General features: G+C 33.1%; 24 protein-coding genes. 18 read left to right on the forward strand and 6 right to left on the reverse strand.

Annotation, left to right across the window (positions count from 1 at the left end):
• The first annotated feature begins 49 nt into the window (after nt 1–49).
• Entirely contained in the window at nt 50–301 is a 252-nt protein-coding gene (locus DM447_RS09150) for a hypothetical protein (protein ID WP_112180933.1), read from the forward strand.
• 58 nt (nt 302–359) lie between these two features.
• Here the strand turns inward: DM447_RS09150 and DM447_RS09155 are convergent, their stop codons facing one another.
• Nucleotides 360–1,025: a restriction endonuclease gene (locus DM447_RS09155; RefSeq protein ID WP_157967306.1), complete on the reverse strand. Its 666-nt coding sequence runs from the start codon at nt 1,023–1,025 to the stop codon at nt 360–362.
• Between the two features lie 147 nt (nt 1,026–1,172).
• On the opposite strand from DM447_RS09155, the gene DM447_RS09160 reads away from it, so the two are divergent.
• Entirely contained in the window at nt 1,173–1,991 is an 819-nt protein-coding gene (locus DM447_RS09160) for a YitT family protein (RefSeq protein ID WP_112180935.1), read from the forward strand.
• Between the two features lie 132 nt (nt 1,992–2,123).
• Here DM447_RS09160 and DM447_RS09165 read toward each other — a convergent pair whose 3' ends face one another.
• On the reverse strand, nt 2,124–2,480 hold the full coding sequence (locus tag DM447_RS09165) for a hypothetical protein (RefSeq protein WP_198663108.1): 357 nt from the start codon (nt 2,478–2,480) through the stop codon (nt 2,124–2,126).
• Nucleotides 2,481–2,762: 282 nt separating this feature from the next.
• Between DM447_RS09165 and DM447_RS09170 the strand changes: the two genes are divergently transcribed.
• From DM447_RS09170 to DM447_RS09185, 4 genes are all read left to right on the forward strand, one after another.
• On the forward strand, nt 2,763–3,983 hold the full coding sequence (locus DM447_RS09170; RefSeq protein WP_112180936.1) for a Bcr/CflA family efflux MFS transporter: 1,221 nt from the start codon (nt 2,763–2,765) through the stop codon (nt 3,981–3,983).
• Between the two features lie 71 nt (nt 3,984–4,054).
• A complete protein-coding gene (locus tag DM447_RS09175; protein WP_112180937.1) occupies nt 4,055–4,267 on the forward strand; it encodes a hypothetical protein in 213 nt (70 codons plus the stop codon).
• A gap of 88 nt (nt 4,268–4,355) precedes the next feature.
• Complete coding sequence (locus tag DM447_RS09180; protein ID WP_112180938.1) at nt 4,356–4,586, forward strand: hypothetical protein; 231 nt, start codon at nt 4,356–4,358, stop codon at nt 4,584–4,586.
• A gap of 83 nt (nt 4,587–4,669) precedes the next feature.
• Nucleotides 4,670–5,671, forward strand: a complete 1,002-nt coding sequence (locus DM447_RS09185; protein WP_112180939.1) for an LLM class flavin-dependent oxidoreductase — start codon at nt 4,670–4,672, stop codon at nt 5,669–5,671.
• 97 nt (nt 5,672–5,768) lie between these two features.
• On the opposite strand, the gene DM447_RS09190 is transcribed toward DM447_RS09185, so the two are convergent.
• Nucleotides 5,769–7,259, reverse strand: a complete 1,491-nt coding sequence (locus tag DM447_RS09190) for a NarK family nitrate/nitrite MFS transporter (RefSeq protein ID WP_241964578.1) — start codon at nt 7,257–7,259, stop codon at nt 5,769–5,771.
• A 390-nt stretch (nt 7,260–7,649) separates the two neighbouring features.
• On the opposite strand from DM447_RS09190, the gene DM447_RS09195 reads away from it, so the two are divergent.
• The 11 genes from DM447_RS09195 (at nt 7,650) to DM447_RS09245 (ending at nt 17,482) form a co-directional block, all read left to right on the forward strand.
• Nucleotides 7,650–8,468, forward strand: coding sequence for a squalene/phytoene synthase family protein (locus tag DM447_RS09195; protein WP_112180940.1), 819 nt, complete (start codon nt 7,650–7,652; stop codon nt 8,466–8,468).
• Nucleotides 8,469–8,579: 111 nt separating this feature from the next.
• On the forward strand, nt 8,580–9,140 hold the full coding sequence (locus tag DM447_RS09200; RefSeq protein ID WP_112180941.1) for an NADPH-dependent FMN reductase: 561 nt from the start codon (nt 8,580–8,582) through the stop codon (nt 9,138–9,140).
• Nucleotides 9,141–9,282: 142 nt separating this feature from the next.
• Entirely contained in the window at nt 9,283–10,227 is a 945-nt protein-coding gene (gene coaA / locus DM447_RS09205) for a type I pantothenate kinase (protein WP_112180942.1), read from the forward strand.
• 285 nt (nt 10,228–10,512) lie between these two features.
• Nucleotides 10,513–12,126: a DUF6583 family protein gene (locus DM447_RS09210; RefSeq protein WP_162632616.1), complete on the forward strand. Its 1,614-nt coding sequence runs from the start codon at nt 10,513–10,515 to the stop codon at nt 12,124–12,126.
• An 18-nt stretch (nt 12,127–12,144) separates the two neighbouring features.
• The gene (locus tag DM447_RS09215) at nt 12,145–13,368 is read left to right on the forward strand and encodes an ABC transporter permease (RefSeq protein WP_112180944.1); all 1,224 of its coding nucleotides are present in this window, start codon (nt 12,145–12,147) and stop codon (nt 13,366–13,368) included.
• Nucleotides 13,365–14,501: an ABC transporter permease gene (locus tag DM447_RS09220; RefSeq protein WP_112180945.1), complete on the forward strand. Its 1,137-nt coding sequence runs from the start codon at nt 13,365–13,367 to the stop codon at nt 14,499–14,501. The genes DM447_RS09215 and DM447_RS09220 overlap by 4 nt, the downstream gene beginning before the upstream one ends.
• Nucleotides 14,494–15,165 (forward strand): ABC transporter ATP-binding protein, encoded by a 672-nt coding sequence (locus DM447_RS09225; protein ID WP_112180946.1) that lies wholly within the window; start codon nt 14,494–14,496, stop codon nt 15,163–15,165. The genes DM447_RS09220 and DM447_RS09225 overlap by 8 nt, the downstream gene beginning before the upstream one ends.
• An 80-nt stretch (nt 15,166–15,245) precedes the next feature.
• Complete coding sequence (locus tag DM447_RS09230; RefSeq protein ID WP_112180947.1) at nt 15,246–15,449, forward strand: hypothetical protein; 204 nt, start codon at nt 15,246–15,248, stop codon at nt 15,447–15,449.
• Between the two features lie 99 nt (nt 15,450–15,548).
• Nucleotides 15,549–15,893: a cupin domain-containing protein gene (locus DM447_RS09235; protein WP_112180948.1), complete on the forward strand. Its 345-nt coding sequence runs from the start codon at nt 15,549–15,551 to the stop codon at nt 15,891–15,893.
• A 121-nt stretch (nt 15,894–16,014) separates the two neighbouring features.
• Nucleotides 16,015–16,665, forward strand: coding sequence for a M50 family metallopeptidase (locus tag DM447_RS09240; RefSeq protein WP_112180949.1), 651 nt, complete (start codon nt 16,015–16,017; stop codon nt 16,663–16,665).
• Between the two features lie 94 nt (nt 16,666–16,759).
• The gene (locus DM447_RS09245) at nt 16,760–17,482 is read left to right on the forward strand and encodes a 3-ketoacyl-ACP reductase (RefSeq protein ID WP_112180950.1); all 723 of its coding nucleotides are present in this window, start codon (nt 16,760–16,762) and stop codon (nt 17,480–17,482) included.
• 114 nt (nt 17,483–17,596) lie between these two features.
• Here DM447_RS09245 and DM447_RS09250 read toward each other — a convergent pair whose 3' ends face one another.
• Entirely contained in the window at nt 17,597–18,727 is a 1,131-nt protein-coding gene (locus tag DM447_RS09250; protein ID WP_112180951.1) for a CAP domain-containing protein, read from the reverse strand.
• Nucleotides 18,728–19,001: 274 nt separating this feature from the next.
• Between DM447_RS09250 and DM447_RS09255 the strand changes: the two genes are divergently transcribed.
• Complete coding sequence (locus DM447_RS09255) at nt 19,002–19,241, forward strand: YozQ family protein (RefSeq protein WP_112180952.1); 240 nt, start codon at nt 19,002–19,004, stop codon at nt 19,239–19,241.
• 80 nt (nt 19,242–19,321) lie between these two features.
• Here the strand turns inward: DM447_RS09255 and DM447_RS09260 are convergent, their stop codons facing one another.
• Together DM447_RS09260 and DM447_RS09265 are read right to left on the reverse strand one after the other, a co-directional pair.
• Nucleotides 19,322–20,317: a methyl-accepting chemotaxis protein gene (locus DM447_RS09260; protein ID WP_112180953.1), complete on the reverse strand. Its 996-nt coding sequence runs from the start codon at nt 20,315–20,317 to the stop codon at nt 19,322–19,324.
• Between the two features lie 277 nt (nt 20,318–20,594).
• Complete coding sequence (locus DM447_RS09265; protein ID WP_112180954.1) at nt 20,595–21,548, reverse strand: alpha/beta hydrolase; 954 nt, start codon at nt 21,546–21,548, stop codon at nt 20,595–20,597.
• Nucleotides 21,549–21,628 lie beyond the last annotated feature (80 nt).

Below are 21,628 nucleotides of genomic sequence, written 5' to 3' on the forward strand. Positions count from 1 at the left end.
ACAAAAGAATAGTTAGCTGAAGTAACTAAATTTAAAGGAGAAGCGAATAATGGATGAATCAAATTCACAATATAAAGAAGAACTTTTATTACAGGCGGTAAAGACACAATATTCTATCTTACGCTTATTGGATAATACTTTATACGAAACGTATCAATCAGAAAAACGACTACCGGAAGATCAGCAAAATACAGATTTAATAAATCTAGCTTATCAAATTAGAAACATTGTCGGTAAAAAACCAAAGTTGAAGGAAGTATATAAAAAGTTAGAAGATGAGTATGGTATTCATTTAAATTAATTAATTAGAAGGGGAATTAGGACCAAGCATAATATATGCTTGGTCCTAATTTGATCTTTCAGCTTTCTTTTGTAAGTTTCTTTTTCTGTCTCTTCTGTGGTGTATTATATGCTTTGAGCATTTGCAATAAGTCATCACGATTCAATAATGTAACGCTTTTTAAGTGTGCTTGTAGGATTGCGTCACTTGTGTAATCTCTATTTGTAACGATCCATTTCTTGTTAGCGTTATAATTCTCTGCAGCAAGAACAAGTTCCTTAACTGCTGAAGCACCGATTTCAATTGATCTTCGTTTAGCTTGAACAACTATTACATCTTTTTCCTTTTTTAAAAGTAAGTCGGCACCAATTCCATCTGACTTTGGTATTTGTTTCACCTGATAGCCTTGCTGCTTGAATAAATGTGATAATAACTCCTCAAATTCGTCACTACTCATTTGATTAATTTCGTTAATCAGAAATTTTTTATTCTTAAAGTAGGCTGGCTTAGAAGAAAATACCATTATTCTTCTAAGCATTTGCTTTCCAATTAAATAAATGAAGTAAGAAATGGAAGTCAAGAAGAAAACTGTGAAAAAAGTATTTAAGATGTCACTTTCATTAAATGAGATTGCTAAAGTCAACATAAGCAGATTTGTTATTGAAAAGAATTTTACTTTGTCATTAAAATCCCAGTGTCTAAACATTTTTACCTTCAAAAATTGTTTTATGTAATATTTGAACATACTCATCACCTTCTATTGTTTAAGTGTTTTTATGTTCTCCATAATTTAATGAAATATACATAATAGATAGTTACCTCTTTACTTTCTTTGAAAATACCATTAAAATGCACGATAAGTTTCATTTATTAAATGATCGGAGTGAGCAAGATGTTTCAACTATATAAATATAGTATTCTTTTCGTATTTTCTATTGTTTTAGGCTTTGCTTTTAATATGTTCTTACTTCCTCATGAAATACTATCTGGTGGTGTAACGGGTCTTGCAATGATTTTTGGTTTATTAACCCCGATAAACAGTGGTATTTGGCTTGTGGTATTAAATGTACCTATTTTCATCATAGGTTGGTTGAAGTTAGGTAAGCAATTTATTATGAATAGTGTATTTTGTGTCTTTGTGACATCTATGTCGATGCAGTATATTCCTGTCGTAGAGATAACCGACGATGTATTATTATCCTCGGTGTTCGGAGGGGTTATTATAGGTATTGCAGTTGGCCTAATCGTACGTTTTTATGCTTCATCTGGTGGTGCTGATATTATTGGACTCGTTATCACGCAAAAACATGATATTCCACTTGGCGGAATGATATTCGGTTTAAATAGTATTGTCGTCTTTATTTCTGGATTTATTTTTTCTTGGGATCTTGCCTTATATACAATGGCATCCATTTATATTAGTGGAATTGTAGTTGATCGAGTGCATACACGTCATATTAAATTAAGTTTAATGGTCGTATCAAGTAAAGGTGATGTGTTAAAAGATGAGTTAATAAAAAATTTGATAAGAGGTATTACAGTTATGAACGGTGAAGGGGGTTATTCTAATTCTCAAAGAAAAGTATTATACACTGTGATTTCTCGCTACGAACTAGCATTAGTTAAGTCTTTAATTAAGAAAGTAGATGACACTGCTTTTGTGAGTATTACTGAAACGGTTGAGGTAATGGGTAACTTTAGGCGAAATTAATAAAAAAAAACATACTAAATTAAATATAAAAGGGATCAGGACTACAAGTCGAAGTGTTTTGGTTGCAGTTCCTGACCCCTTTATAGAAATTGGACTTTGTTATTTTTGAATCAATATACCTACCATTTCTACTTACCAGTAAGGATATGGATAATATCCTGGATAGACTGGGGATACATAAGGTAATAAGGACAGGGCGGCTAAACTTGCCAATGGAAACCTTCTAGGTCTGTAACGTCTATATCTTCTTGATGGGTGACCATAGCCATAGCTACCATATCTGTTATTTTCTGCGTCATCTTCGAGCATATCTTCACCAACCAATACCGTAACATTACTAAGATCTACATTAACAATTATCCCGTCAAAAGAACTTCCATCTTGATGGTTAAGAAGAACATGGTGATGCATAAAATTTTCACAGGAATCATGCATATTTCTATATTGGTATTGTTCAGCGTTGTTCAGATCTTGGTGTTCAACATTCACTTCTTCTTCAACTCCTTTCAAAATATAGGATATTCATCTAGTGGATGTAAGTGCCTGTTCTTGATCAGAAAGATGTAAAAGCATTGCGTGCAATATGTCAAAAGATAGAATAATAAGATTTAAAAATCCTAAATATTTACTAATATAGTTTAAAATCAGACAGATACGCTATTCCTTTATACCTATTGCTATCTAAATCCGATCATTTACTGGACAAGATTAGCCGTCTGTCATAGACTATATAGTTGTCTATTAAAAAGTAGAAGAGGTGCGTTTAAATTCATGTTACATAACCCAACAGGAAAAGAGCGGTTAGCATTAGCTTTTCTGCTCAGTATGCTCGGGATACTAGGTCCGCTTAATATTGATATGTATTTGCCTAGTTTTCCAGATATAGCAAGTGATTTAAATGCCAGTGCTCCACTTGTTCAATTAAGTTTAACAACATGTTTAATCGGTCTTGCAGTTGGTCAAATAATTGTAGGACCAATTAGTGATGCACAGGGGAGAAGGAAACCTTTATTAATATCGATTTCCTTATTTGCATTAGCATCGGTACTATGTGCAATTGCGCCGAATATAACTACCTTAATACTAGCTCGATTTTTACAAGGACTTACTGCTTCTGCTGGAATTGTTCTATCGCGTGCTGTCGTCCGTGATGTCTTTACTGGAAGAGAATTCACGAAATTTTTTGCGCTATTAATGGTCATTAATGCAGCAGCACCAATGATTGCCCCAATGACGGGTGGTGCCATCTTATTACTACCGTTTGCAAGTTGGAATACAATATTTTTCTTTTTAGGTTTATTAGGTTTCATTATCGTGGTCACAGTAGCAATTCGGTTAAAAGAAACCCTTTCAGTTGAGAAAAGAATTCCAAGTTCATTAGGACATTCTATTCGTACAATGGGTAATTTAATGAAGGATCGTTCCTTTATCGGGTATGCATTAGTTGTAGGTTTTGTTCATGGAGGCAGTTTTGCTTACGTATCAGGAACGCCGTTTGTTTATCAGGGAATCTATGATGTATCGCCACAAGTTTTCAGCGTTTTATTTGGTATAAATGGTTTAGCAATTATAACAGGTAGTTTTACTATTGGACGTTTAGGTGGCATTATTCATGAAAGGAAATTGTTGCGAATTGCGGTTATTATTGCTGTCAGTGCGACTTCATTGTTGCTTATTATGACAATCATTCAAGGTCCATTAGCAATGCTTGTCCTATCAATTTTCATTTACATGACCGCAATGGGCATGGTATTGACAAGTTCATTTACACTCGCAATGGAAAAGCAAGGGCACCGCGCAGGTAGTGCAAGTGCTGTATTAGGTATGTTCCCTTTATTGCTTGGTTCTTTTGTTTCCCCACTTGTGGGTATTAATGAAACGACAGCCATACCAATGGGCGTGATATTATTTATTACATCTTCTATTGGCGCAGTTGCATTCTTTACTTTAACTAAAAATCAAACAGTTCAAGAAGTAGAAATAGGGGGTTAACTCCTATTTTTTTTGGATAATTTGTTGATCAAGTACATATCCTAAACCTGTTGATCGGGGAGGTGAACGATATGGAAAACCAATACAACAACAATCAAAAAGGTGGAGCGAAGAAAGCTGCAAAGGCTGTTAAAAATACGGCTGGTGTTGCTTTTGAAGCTGCTGAAAATACAATCCAAGCAACAGAAAACATTGCAATGAATGCTGTTGACCAAACCGCTAACCTTGTAGATAAAACAACGAATTCAATGAAAAAAGATTCTAACCAACAAAACAATAAATAATTGATAGTATTTTTACGTAATACCCTTCACTCCATTAATAGAGTGAAGGGTATTACATACATAGTAAAATTATCTAGGAGAGTAAATCATGGACTTATATCAAATCAAGAATATGATTATTGATGATGAACAATATAGCGAAGAATCCATAACAGTGGATTTCACTAATAATAATAAACGCTACAGTATCACGTTAAATAAAGCAGATTTGGAGGTTGTTAATACTTGGGTATTTGAGAATAACACATCTATTCCTGCAAGTTTGCCAGATGAGATTATTAAATCAATAAAAGAAGATGTGAAAAAACAGATTAACTAACCTAAGCCTTTCTGTTTGTTTCCTTGTTTTTAAGGTGCTACTATTATAAGGGAATAATCAAGAGAAAGAAGGGACAGAGCTAAATGTCACATACAAATATACCTGTATCTGTCTTAAACTTAGCGCCTATTAGAGAAGGTCAGGGAGCTAAAGATGCAATAGATGATATGGTTCAACTGGCACAAGCAACAGAGAAAATGGGCTATAAACGCTATTGGATAGCAGAACACCACAATACACCAACATTAGTAAGTTCAGCTACTTCCATTTTAATTAAACATACTTTGGAACATACAGAACACATTCGTGTTGGTTCTGGTGGCGTCATGCTTCCTAACCATGCACCACTAGTAGTAGCTGAGCAATTTGGTACGATGGCTACCATCTATCCAAATCGTTTAGACTTAGGTTTAGGTCGCGCACCTGGAACTGATATGATGACCGCTAACGCGTTGAGGCGATCGGGTAATGATACCGTCAATACTTTTCCAAATGATATTAAAGATTTACTTACTTATTTTGGACCAGAAGAAGGACAAGGATATATTAAAGCACATCCAGGGGTAGGTACACGTATTCCGCTTTATATTCTTGGATCATCAACAGATTCAGCTGTATTAGCAGCCAAATTAGGTTTACCATATGTATTTGCTTCACACTTTGCGCCAAAACATATGGAAGAAGCGATTGCTATTTATCGTGACCGTTTCGAGCCTTCCGAATACCTTGATGCTCCTTATATGACTGTCTGTCTAAATGTAATTGCAGCTAAAAGTGATGCAGAGGCAGAATTTCAATTAACAACCATGCAACAATTTTTCTTGAATATTGTACGAGGTACTAAAAATCCATTAAGCCCTCCTGTTAAAGATATGGATCAGATATGGGGACCGCAAGAGAAAGCAATGTCAAGTTCAATGTCAAGTGTAGCTTTAATTGGTGGAAAAGACACAATAAGAAAACAATTGACGAATTTTCAGGAGAAATATAATGTAGATGAAATAATGGCTGTATCTTATATATATGATCCAGAAGTACAAAAGCGGTCGTATGAAATCTTTAAAGATGTAGTAGATGGTAATTAAGGATTGCGGTCTTAGTTTAAGTTAAATAAATTTATTTTTTATAAAAAGAGGTCAGAAACTAGGGGCGAATGTCTCGCTAGTTTCTGACCTCTTTACATTATATTATATTAGTTGAAACTTTCGCATTACTCTTTTTATCTTTTTCAAATGTCTGTTCTTGAATTGCTTCCATATCTGGTTCTTTTAAGAATAGTGTACAAAAGAAACAAATAACTGCAGCACAAGCTATTGTTACAAAAAAGAATCTAGGACTTACAAAACTAAAGATAGTTAAAAATACTGTACCACCAATATTTCCATAAGCGCCGACCATACCGGAAACTTGTCCTGTTACACGTTTCTTAACAAGTGGAACCATGGCATATACAGCACCCTCACCTGCTTGAACAAAAAACGAGCAACACATTGTGATAGCAATGGCAAGACCTATTGGCCAACCTGATTCAATTTGAGACATACCGATGTAACCTAGAGCTAGTCCAAGCATTAAGATATTTAGGGTCTTTTTTCGTCCGAATTTATCACTTAACCAGCCACCACCGGGACGTGACATGAGATTCATAAAGGCAAAACTACTGGCAATTAAACCAGCCTGTGCGATACTTAGTGTAAATGTTTGTTCAAAGAAAAATGGTAACATCGATACAACAGCAAGTTCCGATCCAAATGTGCAAAAGTAAGAAAAGTCTAAAATAGCTACTTGTTTAAATGCGTATTTTTCCTTCTCTGGTACACCATTCTTTAGTGTTTCTTTATTTACATCCCAAATTTTATAAACATTTAATAATAGGAAAAATAATAAAACTCCTAGAACAGTAAATGCAATACCATCACTAATAAAATTTAATTGCCAGCCTAGTCTATAAGTTAGAAAACCAAGAATACCGTATACTGGAATTGTCATTATAATGAGACCGACCATATCTTTATGACTGGTAATCTCTAATGCGCCACTTTTCTTGGGTCGTTTGTATTCTATGCCTTCTGGCGTATCACTGACTATTCGCTTAAATATAAATCCGTAGCCAAGTGCAATAAGCCCTGTTAAAGCAATTGCAATTCTCCAACCATTGTCACCACCGAAAATGACTGCTAATGTTGGTAAAATAATTGCGGCTGCAGCAGAACCGAAATTCCCCCAACCACCATAGATTCCTTCTGCTAAGCCTACTTGTTTTGAAGGGAACCATTCAGAAACAAGTCGAATACCAACAACGAAACCTGCTCCGATAATTGCTAGAAACATTCGAGAGATCATTAATTGAATAAAGGAATCTGATAGAGCGAAAGCGAAACAAGGAATACTCAATATCATTAATAAGTTAGAAAATACTTTTTTTGGACCAAACTTGTCAACTAACATACCAATTAATACTCGAGCAGGTATTGTTAGTGCAAGGTTTGCTATACCTAAAATAGCTACTTGATCATTTGTTAAATTAAATGTTTCTTTTAAGGTAGAGATGAATGGAGCCATGTTGAACCAGACAACAAACGTAATGAAAAATGCTAACGTAGTAAAACTTAATACTTTTCGATTTCCTTTGTAAATGTTTTTATCCATATTTGCTTCCAATTTGAAATCCACCTTTCAATTACTTTCTGTTGCTCTTATTCTAATGGATTAAAAGAGGTATTCAATAAACATGTTATATTATCTTACAGACAAAAGCAGAAATGAAAGTTGTTTTGTCAGAGTTTGTAAACACTTACACCGTTGACTTGTATGTAAAAATCAGTGTCTATAATTCGGAATATTTAGATTTAACGAAAAACTGTTAATTTACCAAATATAATTGTATTTCATTATTTCGATTTTTGTTAAAAACTATTTCTTTGTGATGCATGCGTTTATTTACTATATTATGAATAAAAATTTCATGGTACAATAAATATGTACTAAACTGCATGAGATAGACTCATCTTAATAATGGGAGTTGTACCTATTTGACCTCATGGTTTAAAGGAGGAAAAAGAATTGAATGATGAAAAGAGACTACAAAAAGAAGCTATGAACGTACTCAAACAAACAAGTCGGACGTTTTACATACCAATTACTTTATTGGAATCTACATTAAAAAGAACCGTAGCTTCTGCATATCTTTGTATGCGTGCAATTGATGAAATTGAGGATCATGAAATGCTTGAACCTGAAATAAAACAATATTTATTGAATTCTATTAGTATGCTATTAAAGAATGAATTTGATAATGAGAGATATGAGCAACTACTAGAGGAATATAAAGCTTTATTACCTGAGGTTACCTTACGTCTTGGAGATTGGCTTCATATATGCCCCCAAGGTATAGTTGATCAAGTAAAAGAGTCGACTAGTATAATGGCCGCTGGTATGGGCAAATGGGCGATGAAAGATTGGCAAATCACTAGTAAGGAAGAACTTGACGATTATACGTATTATGTAGCCGGACTAGTTGGTGTGATGTTATCAGATATTTGGAAATGGTATGACAACACGGAAACAGATAAAGAATTAGCGATTGCTTTTGGTAGAGGTTTGCAATCTGTTAATATATTACGGAACCAAGAGGAAGATAGTGAACGCGGGGTTAGTTTTATGCCGGATAATTGGAATCGTGACGACATGTTTCATTATGCAACAACGAATCTTAATTTAGGTCAGGAATACATAAAAGATATTAGTAATCGTAATATTCTGATTTTTTGTAAAATCCCTTTGGCTCTCGCAAATAAAACATTAAAAGCGTTAAAAAGCGGAAGAGAAAAGATCACCAGAAATGAAGTAGAATCTATCGTGGATCAGGTAACTACTGAGTAGAGATATTTTCCTTTTAACCTAAAACATAAAATTAGACTTCTTGCTAGTAAAAGCTTAGAATTAAATTATCTTGTTTTCGAGATGATTTACTTTAAATGAGGGGGATATGAAATGTTAAAAATAGGTATTATTTTAGGAAGTGTCCGTCAAGGACGTAATGGAGAAGCGGTAGCTAACTGGACGTATGATTTTGCAACAAATCGTAACGATGAGGCTTCATATGAGATTGTTGACTTAGTGGATTATAACTTACCATTTTTAGGGGCGGCAGTACCCGAAGCTGGTAAACAAGAGGCGGAAGCGGCTATCAAGGCATGGTCAGAAAAGATTGCCTCGTTTGATGGGTATATTTTTGTTGCACCAGAATATAACCATTCAATAGGTGGTGCTTTGAAAAATGCACTAGACTACTTGAATCCAGAAATAAATAATAAAGCTGCAGGCTTTGTTGGTTATGGTGGAATGGGTGGTGCGAGAGCATATGAAAACTTACGTTTAATCTTAGGTGAATTACAAGTCGCTGATGTGCGAACTGCTATTGGATTTTCATTAATGACTGATTTTGAAAACTTTAGTGTATTCAAACCGGCAGATTACCATGCAGCTAATGCCAATGAGATGCTTGATCAACTCATTTCATGGAGTGGAGCATTAAAAACGATTAGAAAATAAAAAGACAAGAAAACTTTCGTGCTACATGTGCATGGAAGTTTTTTTGTTGATATTGTAAATGATATAATAGAAAATAAATATGGTTTTTATGTTAAAGTTATATATAGCTAGATAATGTAGTTCATAGTTTAGGAGCTTGGATATGGAAAAAAGTAAATACTCAAGATTCATGTCGTTTACAAGAGATGAATGGGCTAAGTTTCGCTCAAATACGCCGCTAACTATCTCACAATCTGAAATTAAATTCCTACACGGAATAAATGAACAGATATCTTTAGAAGAAATAATCGATATATATTTACCACTAATTCGATATTTGTCCTATAGAATGGAAGCAGTTAAAAAAACAGATAAAGTTAATGAAGCATTTTTTCAACAGGATATTAAGAAAGGTCCTTTTATTATTGGTGTAGCAGGAAGTGTTGCAGTAGGAAAAAGTACGACGTCAAGAATTTTAGAATCTTTACTGTTAAATTCACCTAATCAACCAAAAGTTGCTCTCATTACAACAGACGGCTTTTTATTTCCAAACGATGTTCTTGAGGCTAAAGGAATTATGAATAAAAAGGGTTTTCCTGAGAGTTATGATATAAAAGCTTTGATTACTTTTATGAAACAAGTTAAGTTAGGCGAAAAAAAGCTTCAAGCACCAATATATTCACATGAAAAATATGATATCATACCAGATCAATACATAGACATTAATGAACCAGATATTGTAATCATTGAAGGAATAAATGTTTTACAGACATCAAAATCCATAGGTGAACGTACACCAAATATTTTTGTTTCAGACTTTTTTGATATTTCGATTTATGTGGATGCAGATGAACCTGATATTAGGAAATGGTATATTGAACGTTTTAAAATACTGAAAAATACCGCTTTTGCTAAAAAGAATTCTTATTTCAATAAATATGCGGAGCTTTCTGATCAAGAAACGGAAGTTATTGCAAGAGATATTTGGAATAAAATAAATAAAAAGAACCTTAAACAGAATATAAGACCAACGAAAAAGCGTGCTGATATTATATTAAAGAAAGGAGAAGATCATCGGGTATCTTCTGTTAAAATACGTAAAAGATAGTGCTGAGATAAATACCACTATTTTCGTTTAAGTCTCTAAGAGAATGAATAATTACTCATTTGACATCTTTAAAGAATTAGACGCAAAGTTATTACAAAGACATAATCGTCTACATGTACCAAATGATATTTATCGACTGAGCTTTCTCGTATGTTCACTCTATTGACTTTGTTGAAATATGATGTGATAATTTTAAAGGATCGCTAGTAATCTGGTAATCCATAATATAGTTTTATTGGTGAAAATTTTTAGTTAATCTTAATTATTTCTGGCATGATTTAAGTCATGCACTATTTTTTTACAACAATAGAACAAACAAAAGAAAGAGGGATATTATTGGAAGGAAAAAGTAAACGATTTTCAAAAAAAACAATTTGGCTTACTGTTATTATAGCTGTCATAATAGTTGGAGGAACGATCACAGCTACAACATTTCTCACCAAAACGTCAAAACAAGCCTACTTTTTGGCCGAACTGAATGCAGCTAATTTCATGACAGAAGTGGTAGAGGACCGTTATAGTGATGAATTAGATTGGGCAGAAAAAATAAAAGAAACGCCAAGTGAATCCAATTTAGAGCTTTCAGCTGAATTTAATGATCCATCTGGTTATGATTCAACAGGAATGCAAGAACTTATTAATAATTCTACTATATCTGTAATGAGCGGTTTAGATCCAGAGAATAAAGAAATGAAATTTAAAGGTTCGATCAACGTAGGTGAAATTTCAATCGAGGATATTGAATTTTATCTTACATCTGATAGAATGCTGGCTTCGTTATCATTTCTTGATCAATATGTACAAGTAAAAGAAAGCGAAATTGGTACCTTACTATATGAAATAGATCCAATGAGTTATACAGGAGAAGAAGAAATTGAGTTTGATCCTTTCTTTGATCAAACTGTGCTAAGTGAGGAAGATAAAGAACATTTCCAAGATACATATATCAAAATGGTTTATGAAGAACTACCTGATGATGCCTTTACTTCAGAAGATGAAACAATAGAAGTTAATGGGGATTCAATTGCGACGTCAAAGGTTACACTTCAATTATCTGAAGAAAAGATAAAAGATATTATGAATAAAGTACTCACTGAAGCTGAACAGGATGAGACGTTAAAAGAAATTATTCAAAATCAAGCTACCTTTGATACTATTTCTACTAATTCTGATGAACTTGCCCAAATTACCGAAGACTTTGAAGCGGAAATCTCTAAGGCAAAAGAAGCAATAAATGATTTTAGTATTCCTGGTGGATTGACTTCTACGTTGTGGATAAAAGATGACCTTATAGTTCAACGTGATTTTTCTATGGAAATGGGACCTTCTGAATCGGAGTTAATGGTGTTTAGTTTAATGGGTACACAATTAATGAATGAACAAAACCAAACGTTTGATTATGAGTTAGCAGTAACAGATGAATTTGGAACAAATACAATTAATTTAAATGGTGATTTATCTTGGCAAGATAATGTTGCAGATGACCATATTACCCTTTCAGCAAATGCTTTTGAATTATCCTATACAGGAACGGAAGAATTAAATGATGGAACGAGAAATTTTGATCGTAGATTAACTTTTCAAGATGAATCTTCTTCTCCGATGGAAGTAATCTGGAACGGAACATCTACTTATAATAATGATCAAACAAATACGGAACAGTACCTATCTCTTACTGGTGAAGGTATAAGTGAGAATGACTTTAAGTTACATATTAATTCCAATTCAAAATTAGTAAAAAGCTTAGATATCGATACAGAATCAATGGATGTCGTGAATTTAGGTACGATGAGTTCAGATGAAATCGACACATTTATGATGGATGAAGTAACACCTCAGTTTCAGCAATGGCTGGCAGAGTTTTATGGATCAATGTTTGATGCTGGTGCTGGTTTTTAATGAACGGAAGTGTTTATAATGTCTAGTTTAAAGAGAATTTTATTTTTTATAAAACATTATCAGAAACAGCTACAAAAGAAGTGGAAGTCTATTCCTCTTCTTTTGTTGTTTCCAATTCTAATTGTTGGTTTGTGTTTTACTATTGTTGTCACTCTGCTATTACCGAGCGAAAATAAGCCTATAGAAGTAGGTTTGATCGATTTAGACCAATCTGAGGAAACTACAATGTTAGTCAATGTGATTGATGATTCCTCTTTATTGGGTTCTTACATACATATTAGCAAATACACGGAAGAAGAGGCAGATCATGCAATAGAGCAAGGTACCATTAGTACGTACATTATGTTTCCAGAAAACTTCACAGATGATTTATATAATGGAAACTCTGTAGGTGTTTCCATCATTGGTAATCCTGATATGCCAATAGATAGTTACATGATTAAAGAACTCATTGATAGTATGACTAGATATATTGCATCGGCACAAGCAAATATATTAACGATAGATAAATATGCAAAGCAATTACCAATAGACAATCAAAAAAGACAAGAAATACTAATGGAACAGTTTAATCAATTTTTACTATTTACCGTATCAAACGATAAAGTGGTTTATGAAAAAGAAATAACGAACTTAACAACCACTTCACCAATCGAATTCTTTTCACTTTCCGGTTGGTTTGTGATATTTACAATATGGATTATTGCAATTTATATTGTATTAGGAAAAGATGAGAGCTTGTCTTTGTGGAACCGAATGCGTTTATATGGTGTAACTATGTTACAACGGCTTATTTCTCGATTAATTTTATCACTATTTTACGGGTTTATATTAGCAATAGGTGGATTTTATCTCTTTATACAAGTAATGGATATAGAATTTTATCTTATTGACTATGCAAGAATTGGAATGTTAGTTAGTTTTTTCTGTACATTGTTTTTAGTCGGTTTATCATTTATTGACTTATTAATAAAATCAAAGAAATTAGCACTAATAATACAGCTCTTTTATACTAGTAGTGTATTATTTATGAGTGGATCGATTTTACCAACTTTGTATTTTCCAGAAGATGTGAAATATTATCTACCATACTTATTTTCAGCAGAGACATTTTATTGGTTAACTGAGATAGCGATTAAGGGACGAATGTATGTTGATTACACATTACTTTTCCTACTTGTTGTCATTAGTGTAGCAACTTTAATTGCACTAGCTATGTGGAAGGAGCGTCGACATAGATGAAAGCAATTTTATATACGCGCATAATACATTGGAGTAAACACCCTGTTAGTATGATATGTTGGCTTCTGTTACCAATTATTGCAACATGTACATTTTTTTCAGTAACAGATCTATGGCAAAGTGAAACACAAATTCCAGTTGGGCTAGTAAATGAGGATGAGTCTATTATGGCTGAGAACTTATCTCAATCAATAGGTGATATACCTCTTCTTGCTGTTAAAGAAATGAATAAGGATCAAGCATTGGTTCAACTCGAACAACATGAATTAGACAGCGTTTTTATTATTAAAGATGGTTATCAAGATAGTATCCAGAGCAATAGTCGTAATCAAGTAATAACGGCTTATATATCTGATATGTCCATAGCATATATTCCGGTAAAAGAAGCAATTACCTCCTTTGTTCAGCAAGACGCTGGTAACTCAAAAGCTGCACATGTTGTTGACCAGTTAGTAACACAATATGGAGGAAATATAAGCTGGGAGTGGGAAGAAATTGTCGTAACGAGTAATGAGATTCGGGAGGAAGAGGCGTTATTACATTCAACTTTTTCTTTTTATAATCAAAAGGATCCAAAGCAACAAGACAGTAGTATTTCCTTATGGAATGTTTGGGGGATTTGGTCCTTTTTTGCTTTATTAACAACTTTTTATATTTACGACTGGGTTATTAAAGAAAGGCGATCTACTGTTAAAGTTAGATTGTCTCTTTTAAAGATCTCTTTTAGATCATATATGATTGGAAATGCCTTTATTTATCTAGCTTTATTAAGTCTATTTGATGTAATAAATGCTGCGCTTCTCGTTATTTATTTTGAGCAAACAATAAACTTTGTACAAATAATGACGTTAGTGAGTTTTCGTTTAACGATTAGTATAGCAGCTTTCTTGTTTGCACTATATTTCCAAACAACCTTTATATATTATGTTTCTTCTATGCTTGTAACTATATTTTTTTCTATCATCGGAGGATCTCTCATATCAATAGAAGGAGTAACAAATCGTTGGCCGTGGCTAACCTATGGAAGTCCAATTTATGCCTTTTTAGAAGGTTGGATTATCAATCCTTGGCTTATTGTTCTACTTGTCCTGCTCTTTATTTGGTACTGGAGAAAGGAGAAAATCAATGCTTAAAGTAAATGATCTATCAAAACATTTCGGTTCTAAACAAGTACTGACAAATGTCTCCTTTCAAATAAACAAGGGAGAAGTAGTAGGTTTAGTTGGCGAAAATGGTGCGGGGAAATCAACATTGTTAAGCACGCTAGCAACACTGCTTTCTCTTGAAAAAGGCGCGATAATTTATAATGATCTTGATTTTGCTTCGGATAAACAGAAATTTAGGAAAAAAATCGGTTATATCCCACAAGAAATTGCTATATGGGAGGAATTTACTGTCGAAGAAAACATGGTTTTTTTTGAACAGTTATCATGGGAGAAAAAATCCAAGAAGCAGCTCAGACAAATTTGCCTAGATATGAAACTGACGCATTGGAAAGAAAAAGCAAAGACTCTATCTGGTGGAATGAAGCGTAAATTAAATATTGCGATTAGTCTTATCCATGATCCAGAAATTTTACTATTAGATGAGCCAACCGTTGGAATAGATTTGCGCTCAAGAAAAGAAATTGGCAGCTATCTTTATAATTTAGCTAAAGAAAAAGATAAAATTATTATTTATACCTCGCATGACATGGAAGAAATAATTTCTTTTTGTGATTACATCTTTTGTATTGGGGAGGATCCCTTTTACAAGGAGATATTAGAAGATAAAGGTAAACCTGTTTTCGTGTTATAAAATGTAGTTTATTGAGGGTGGAAAGGGAAATGCTGACCTTGCAATTATTATAGTATAAATCAAAGAAGGGAGTGTTTAATTTGAATAATGAAAAGATTGAAAAGTTGAGACGATTAAAAAATATCCTGTTTTCTATAATGATAATCTGTGTTGTTTCCTTACTAATATTTCGGTATTTTGATTTAGATACTTTAGCAGACTATGCATATGCAGTGGCTCCTATCGCTGGAATTTGTGTGATTGTACTTAATAGAGTATTAAGAAAAGAATTAAATAAGAAATAAACAGTGTTAGTATTTAAGTGTTTTAAATCACAGCAGTGATAATAATTATCATATATAATTGGAATAGATAAATTATTAAATTATAGGAGCTGCTAACTAGTGAAAAAAAATAATATAAATGACTTTGTAGAATTTAAAACAGATAGTTTAACAAAACGTGTAGTAATCAAGGATGGTAAGATGACAGTATTCATTCTAAACTTTAAACCTGGCCAATCATTACCAGCGCATAAGCACCCAGGATCGAATGTGCAATTATTAGTTTTAGAAGGTAATGGGGAATTTAATATTGATGGAGTAACTGTTGGGGTAGAAAAGAATGACACGATTTTTATTGGCGGGGACGAGGAGCTTGCTTTTTTAAATAATGGATCTGAGAATGTAAGTCTTTATGTAGTACTAAATAATATTCCGGATGATAGATATGCTGAAAATTTTAGATAATATGTGGAATTAATCGTAAATGTTAGGTAACAAATGGACAATTGTCTTTTTGTCGCCTAACATTTTTTTAGTTATCATTTCATATAGGTAATTGTTATACTGTGAACAAAGGGGGAATTCCATGAAAAAAAAGTTGGTTTTATTTTTAATTTTGGCATTGTTTTTAACACAAATGCCACTTGTTGGTACATACTTTTCAATTGTTAATACGTTACTACATGAAACAGGTCATGCATTGATGTCAATTATTACTGGTGGTAATGTACAATCAATATCCTTATTTTCAAATACGGAAGGCGTTACACTTGCTAGTCATCGCTATTGGTTTGGTGGTTTTTTAACTAGTGCAGCTGGGTATGTATTTGCATCTTTTATGGCCTTTTTATTTATGACATTGATTTATAAAAGAAAAAGCAACTATGTATTAGTAATTATATTAGGAATACTACTTATTAGTTTACTGTTTTGGATCCGTAACGCATACGGTCTATTCTGGATTATTACAATCATAATTGTATTTTCATGGGTTTTGGTTAAAGGTTCTAAATCAATTATAGATTATTCTGCACTATTCATAACCTCGTTATTATTAGTAGAGTCTGTAACTTCATCATTTGAAATTATGTACATTAGCTTAGTCTCACCTAGTAGAGCAGGAGATGCAACGAACTTAGCTAATATGACAGTACTTATTCCAACAATGGTATGGGGCGTTATTTTCTTTTTACAATCTCTCTTTTTCGCTAGATTAGGATTAAAAAGATACTTTTAAGTTTTATGTTAGGAGAATTCCAAACGCTTTTCTGGTAACTACAGTTTCTAAGCTTTACACTTATATAAGATAAGTATAGAAAGGATGAATGAAAATGGCACAAGAGATAAAAGGAAAAATTGCTTATATAACAGGAGCAAGCAGTGGGATTGGAAAGTCAACTGCACTTCAATTGGCTAAAGAAGGTGTAAATGTTGGACTCATTGCGCGCACAGAAACAAAATTACTTGAAGTAAAGAAAGAGGTTGAAACATTTGGGGTAAAATCTCATATAGTAATTGCTGATATTGCAAATATGGTAGAAGTAGATCAGGCAATTACAACACTTGAAAACAAACTGGGTCCAGCGGATATATTGATTAATAATGCTGGCATTGGATTGAGAGGATCATTTTTAGAGACTGAACCAGCAGATTGGAAACATACGTTTGAAGTAAATGTATTTGGTACGTATCATGTTACGCGTGCTGTGTTACCACAAATGATTAAAAAAGATCAAGGCGATATCATCACTATTTCATCTAGTAGTGGCTTAAAAGGTACAGCAGGTTCTACATCCTATAGTGCTTCTAAATTTGCGATTCAAGGAATGACAGAAGCTTTAATGCAGGAAGTGAGACGTAATAATATCCGCGTATTTACACTCAATCCAAGTTTAGTTGCAACTGAACTCGCTTTTGGTGATAACTTAGATGAAAAGAATGACGATAAGTTTATGCAACCAGAGGATCTTGCAGAATATATGGTTGCACAATTGAAATTAAATCCACGTATCTTTATCAAGCAATCCTTACAGTGGGCGACAAATCCATTTTAAATAAAAATGCTCATGTGTGTAAACTTTCTATAAGAACCAGTATATTTTGCTAAAACAATTAGCTAATAAAATGCGACTAACTATTAATTTTGTATAGTTAGCCGCATTTATATTCTATTTAGTTATAAAGTTTTCTGTGTAATAGGGCTGTGAATCTTCATTAAATGCGACGCCAACAGCAAGCGATTCAAATTCGGTTTTTAATATATTTTCTCGATGACCGAGTGAATTCATTAAACCCTCATGTGAAAAAATACTACTTGGTTGGCCAGCAGCAAGGTTTTCTCCTGCCATCGTGTAACTGATATTATCCTCAGTCATTCGGTCAAAAGGAGATTGACCCTCTAGATTTGTATGACTAAAGTAATTGTTTTCAGCCATATCTAAACTATGATCGCGGGCAGTCGTCCTGACTGATTCTTCCCATGATAAAACGGAAAGTCCGTGCTCCACTCGTGCCGCATTAGTAAGATCAAACAATTGATATTCAAAACCTTCTTTTAGCGCATCACTTGCTTCTCCGAAATACTTTTCTCTTTTTTGTTCCATTTCATCACTGATGATTTGAATAGCTGTTACCGTGCTATCTTCATGTTTGTCATAAAATATCGTTACATAATTATCGTTGATAAGAAATATATCATATTCTTGATTTTGCTGCACTTGATAGCTTATTAACCCCTTTTTTATGCTTTCCAGTGGATCATTTAATACATTAAGCACGGAATCCCTTGTACTTTCAAAGGAGATGTCTTTTGTGGAAGTTAATAAATTCTGATTGGTATATAATCCTATTACTTTGTTTTCCTCATTATAGGCTGCCATAAAAAAATTATGATAATCTTCATGGTAAGCAACCCAATTGACCTTATATTCATTCATGGAAGATCGTTTCGGTTCTCCAACTTGTGCTTCTACTTTTGAACGATCATCACCAATTTCAACATTATGAATTGAAAATGGTTGTTCAGTAGGTTCATCTAATGCAGGATCATCTGGAACGGATTCTTCAACATTTTCACTATCTTCGCTATCTCCTTTAACGCTATTAATCAACTGCTGCAATTCTGTATTAAAAGATTCAACAGTACTAATTACCCTTGGATTCTCTTTTATTGCATTTACATCTGATTGTATTTCATTATATACACCTGGAAAACCAGACTGGTTAAATGTATCTCCATAAAAATGCCAAAAAGCAGCTACAAGAAGTAATATAAAGATAATATTTCGTATTTTTGGCATAAATCAACGCTCCTACTGTTACTTGCTTTCTAAATAATTATTGTAGCAAGTTTTACTATTATAAACAACTTAGATGTCTATTAAACGAGGGTTAATATTAGACAACTCAGTAGTTGTATATAATTACTTTTAAGGTTAATCCAGTGTTGGGACATTTAAGTCTTCATATTTGTTTAAGTAGTGGGAGAGGGGTATAAAATTATTTGCAAATAAAGGAATAAATATTTTTTTGTTTTTTTCACATGCTAGTTATTATATATGAGGAGGATGAATTATGAAAAATAATAATAATGAATCAATTGAAAACGCAAAAAAAGTTGCGGGAAAAGTGTATGACGTTTCTGATTATAAAAGTAATGATCCCACCGACAAGGGGATAGCAATAACTCATGAACAGGTATCAGATGATTATATGGAAGGTACAATTGATGCAAAAATAGATAAGGTAAATAACGATGGTGAGTTAAAAAGTCATAAAGGAAAAGAAATACCAAGAAGAGGTTATTTTAAATAAAAAAGATAAATAATAAACGAGTTTTATCCATTATAATGGAATAAAACTCGTTTTAAAATAGAAATTATTTTTGTTTGTAATCAGATTGACTCGGTAACAATGACAGACCAACCTTTACCTTTATAGGCATTATAACCTTCCGTTAAGCAGTAAGCATAAATTTGGTTATTTTCAATGGTGTACCCTCTTTGGTCTTTACCGGAAAGAACATTTTTTACTGCTTTTAAATCATTTAAATTTTTTTCTAGAATACCTTTACGGTCTTGCGAAGCGATAATATAGCCTTTCGAGTTGATCGCATAAAGTTTACTTTTTTCATGAAGCTTAGCACGATCAATAATGTCATAAATAAATTCCCAGTTAAATCTAGTAGTGAAGACACCAATAATTTCTCCTTGGTCATTATGAATAGGGGAGGAATAGCCCATTGTATATCCACCAACTGCTTCAGAATAGTACATATCCGTTACATGGACAGCGTTTGTTCTAATTGTCTCATTAAACCATTCTCTATCTGACATATTAGCTCCAACTTGACTTTGATTTTGAGCTGCGACTGTTATTTCGCCTGATATGTCAACCACAAATAAATCAAAGTAGACTTCATATATATCATAAATATTCTTCATAAATGATTTAGCGCTTTTTTTCATTTCAGGAGTTGGATTGGTTAGACAATCTTTTATTGCATCAAATGTAGCCCATGCTTGTACATCACAGTTTCTTTCGAAAAGGTTACGGTCAATCTTATCAATCGTATCAAAAGCGATATCAACAGTGCGCAAGGCAATTATTTCGTTTGCTTTATTTTGAATTCTATTTATTAAAACTTCACTCTCTTTACTTGAATCTAAACACTCCTCAGCAAACTTCTTGATTTCTTTTGCAACGACAGAAAATGCTCTACCAGCTTCCCCAGCACGAGCTGCTTCAATTCCTGAATTTAGTGCTAGAATATTTGATTTCATGGAAATATCTTTTATTTTATGCATAACATCTTCCATATTTCTATTATCTAGCTTAAGCTCATTCATTAGTATCGACACATTTAGATTTTTTTCAATCGTGCTTTCCATAACAGTAATCCCCCCAAAGAGTCATTATCTCTATAATTAATTATACCTATATTATTTCTATAATATGTAAAAACTGCTAGCTCAATAATACACAACAGTAATTATTATGTCAATATAATTAAAAGATAATTTAAAATATTTAGAATATAATCATTGGAGTTTTTGAAGAGAATGAATATAAGTTAAAATTATTGTAATTATTTTAACTCACTATTTTCTAGATAAAAAAGCACCTTTAATCTCAACACATTTGAGAAAAGGTACTTCCTTTTTAAATTTACATATAGTTATCAACAAAACCCCATACTGTTTTCCAATAAAGTTCTGGATCTACATTTTCAGCTTGACCATGTTCTGCACCTGGAATCACTAATCTTTCTTTATCTACCTTTGCAGCACGATAGACCTCATCTAACATTTCAAACGGGACAAAACTATCGGCTTCTCCATGAATAAATAGCATAGGGGTAGTGCTTTTGGAAACCTGATCAATAGCTGATGCATCATTTAAATCGTATCCAGCTCGTATTTTTGTAATAGTGTTTGCTGCATTCATTACAGGGAAGGGTGGTAAATTAAATAAATCATCTAATTGATACGTAAACACATCCATTACAGAGGTATATCCACAATCCTCCACAATAACTTTTACATTATCAGGTAATGTTTCACCTGAAGTCATCATAACAGTAGCGCCACCCATCGAGATACCGAATAAAGCAATTTCAGCGTCTGGATCTTTTTCTATAATAGTATCAATCCATTGCAACATATCTTTCCGATCATCCCATCCCATGCCAATGTAATCTCCTTCACTTTCACCGTGTCCACGTAAGTCAGGTGCTAACACACTATAACCTTTATCGTAGAAATTACGAATCCATCTGGTCATTTGTGTGCTATTTGATGTATAGCCATGTGCAACTATAGCCCATTTATGATCTGCATTGTTATTTTCATATACATTGGCGTTCAGTGTTAGATTATCCTCAGAAACAATATTTTCTTGGCTTGGTATGTTTGTATCTGAAAAAGTGATATCTAATAATTCATTTTCTTCAGCTACTAATGCTGACACTGCTTCAGATTCACCTAAATTGGGGTTATCTTGTAGAAACTCTTTCTCTTCTTTAGGATTTAAAGCAAAGTTATAAAAATAGTTACCTACAAACCCGTAGGAAATAATGAGGATTCCAATAACTGATGTAGCAATTATGTAACGTTTTTTCATACTAAATCTCCTCGCGTCTAATACTGTGAATTTTTATTTCAAATTATAATATAGCATATAGAAGGATAAAAAGGTTAGGA

Origin of the sequence: Paraliobacillus zengyii, from assembly GCF_003268595.1 — a bacterium.
GTDB lineage: Bacteria > Bacillota > Bacilli > Bacillales > Amphibacillaceae > Paraliobacillus_A > Paraliobacillus_A zengyii.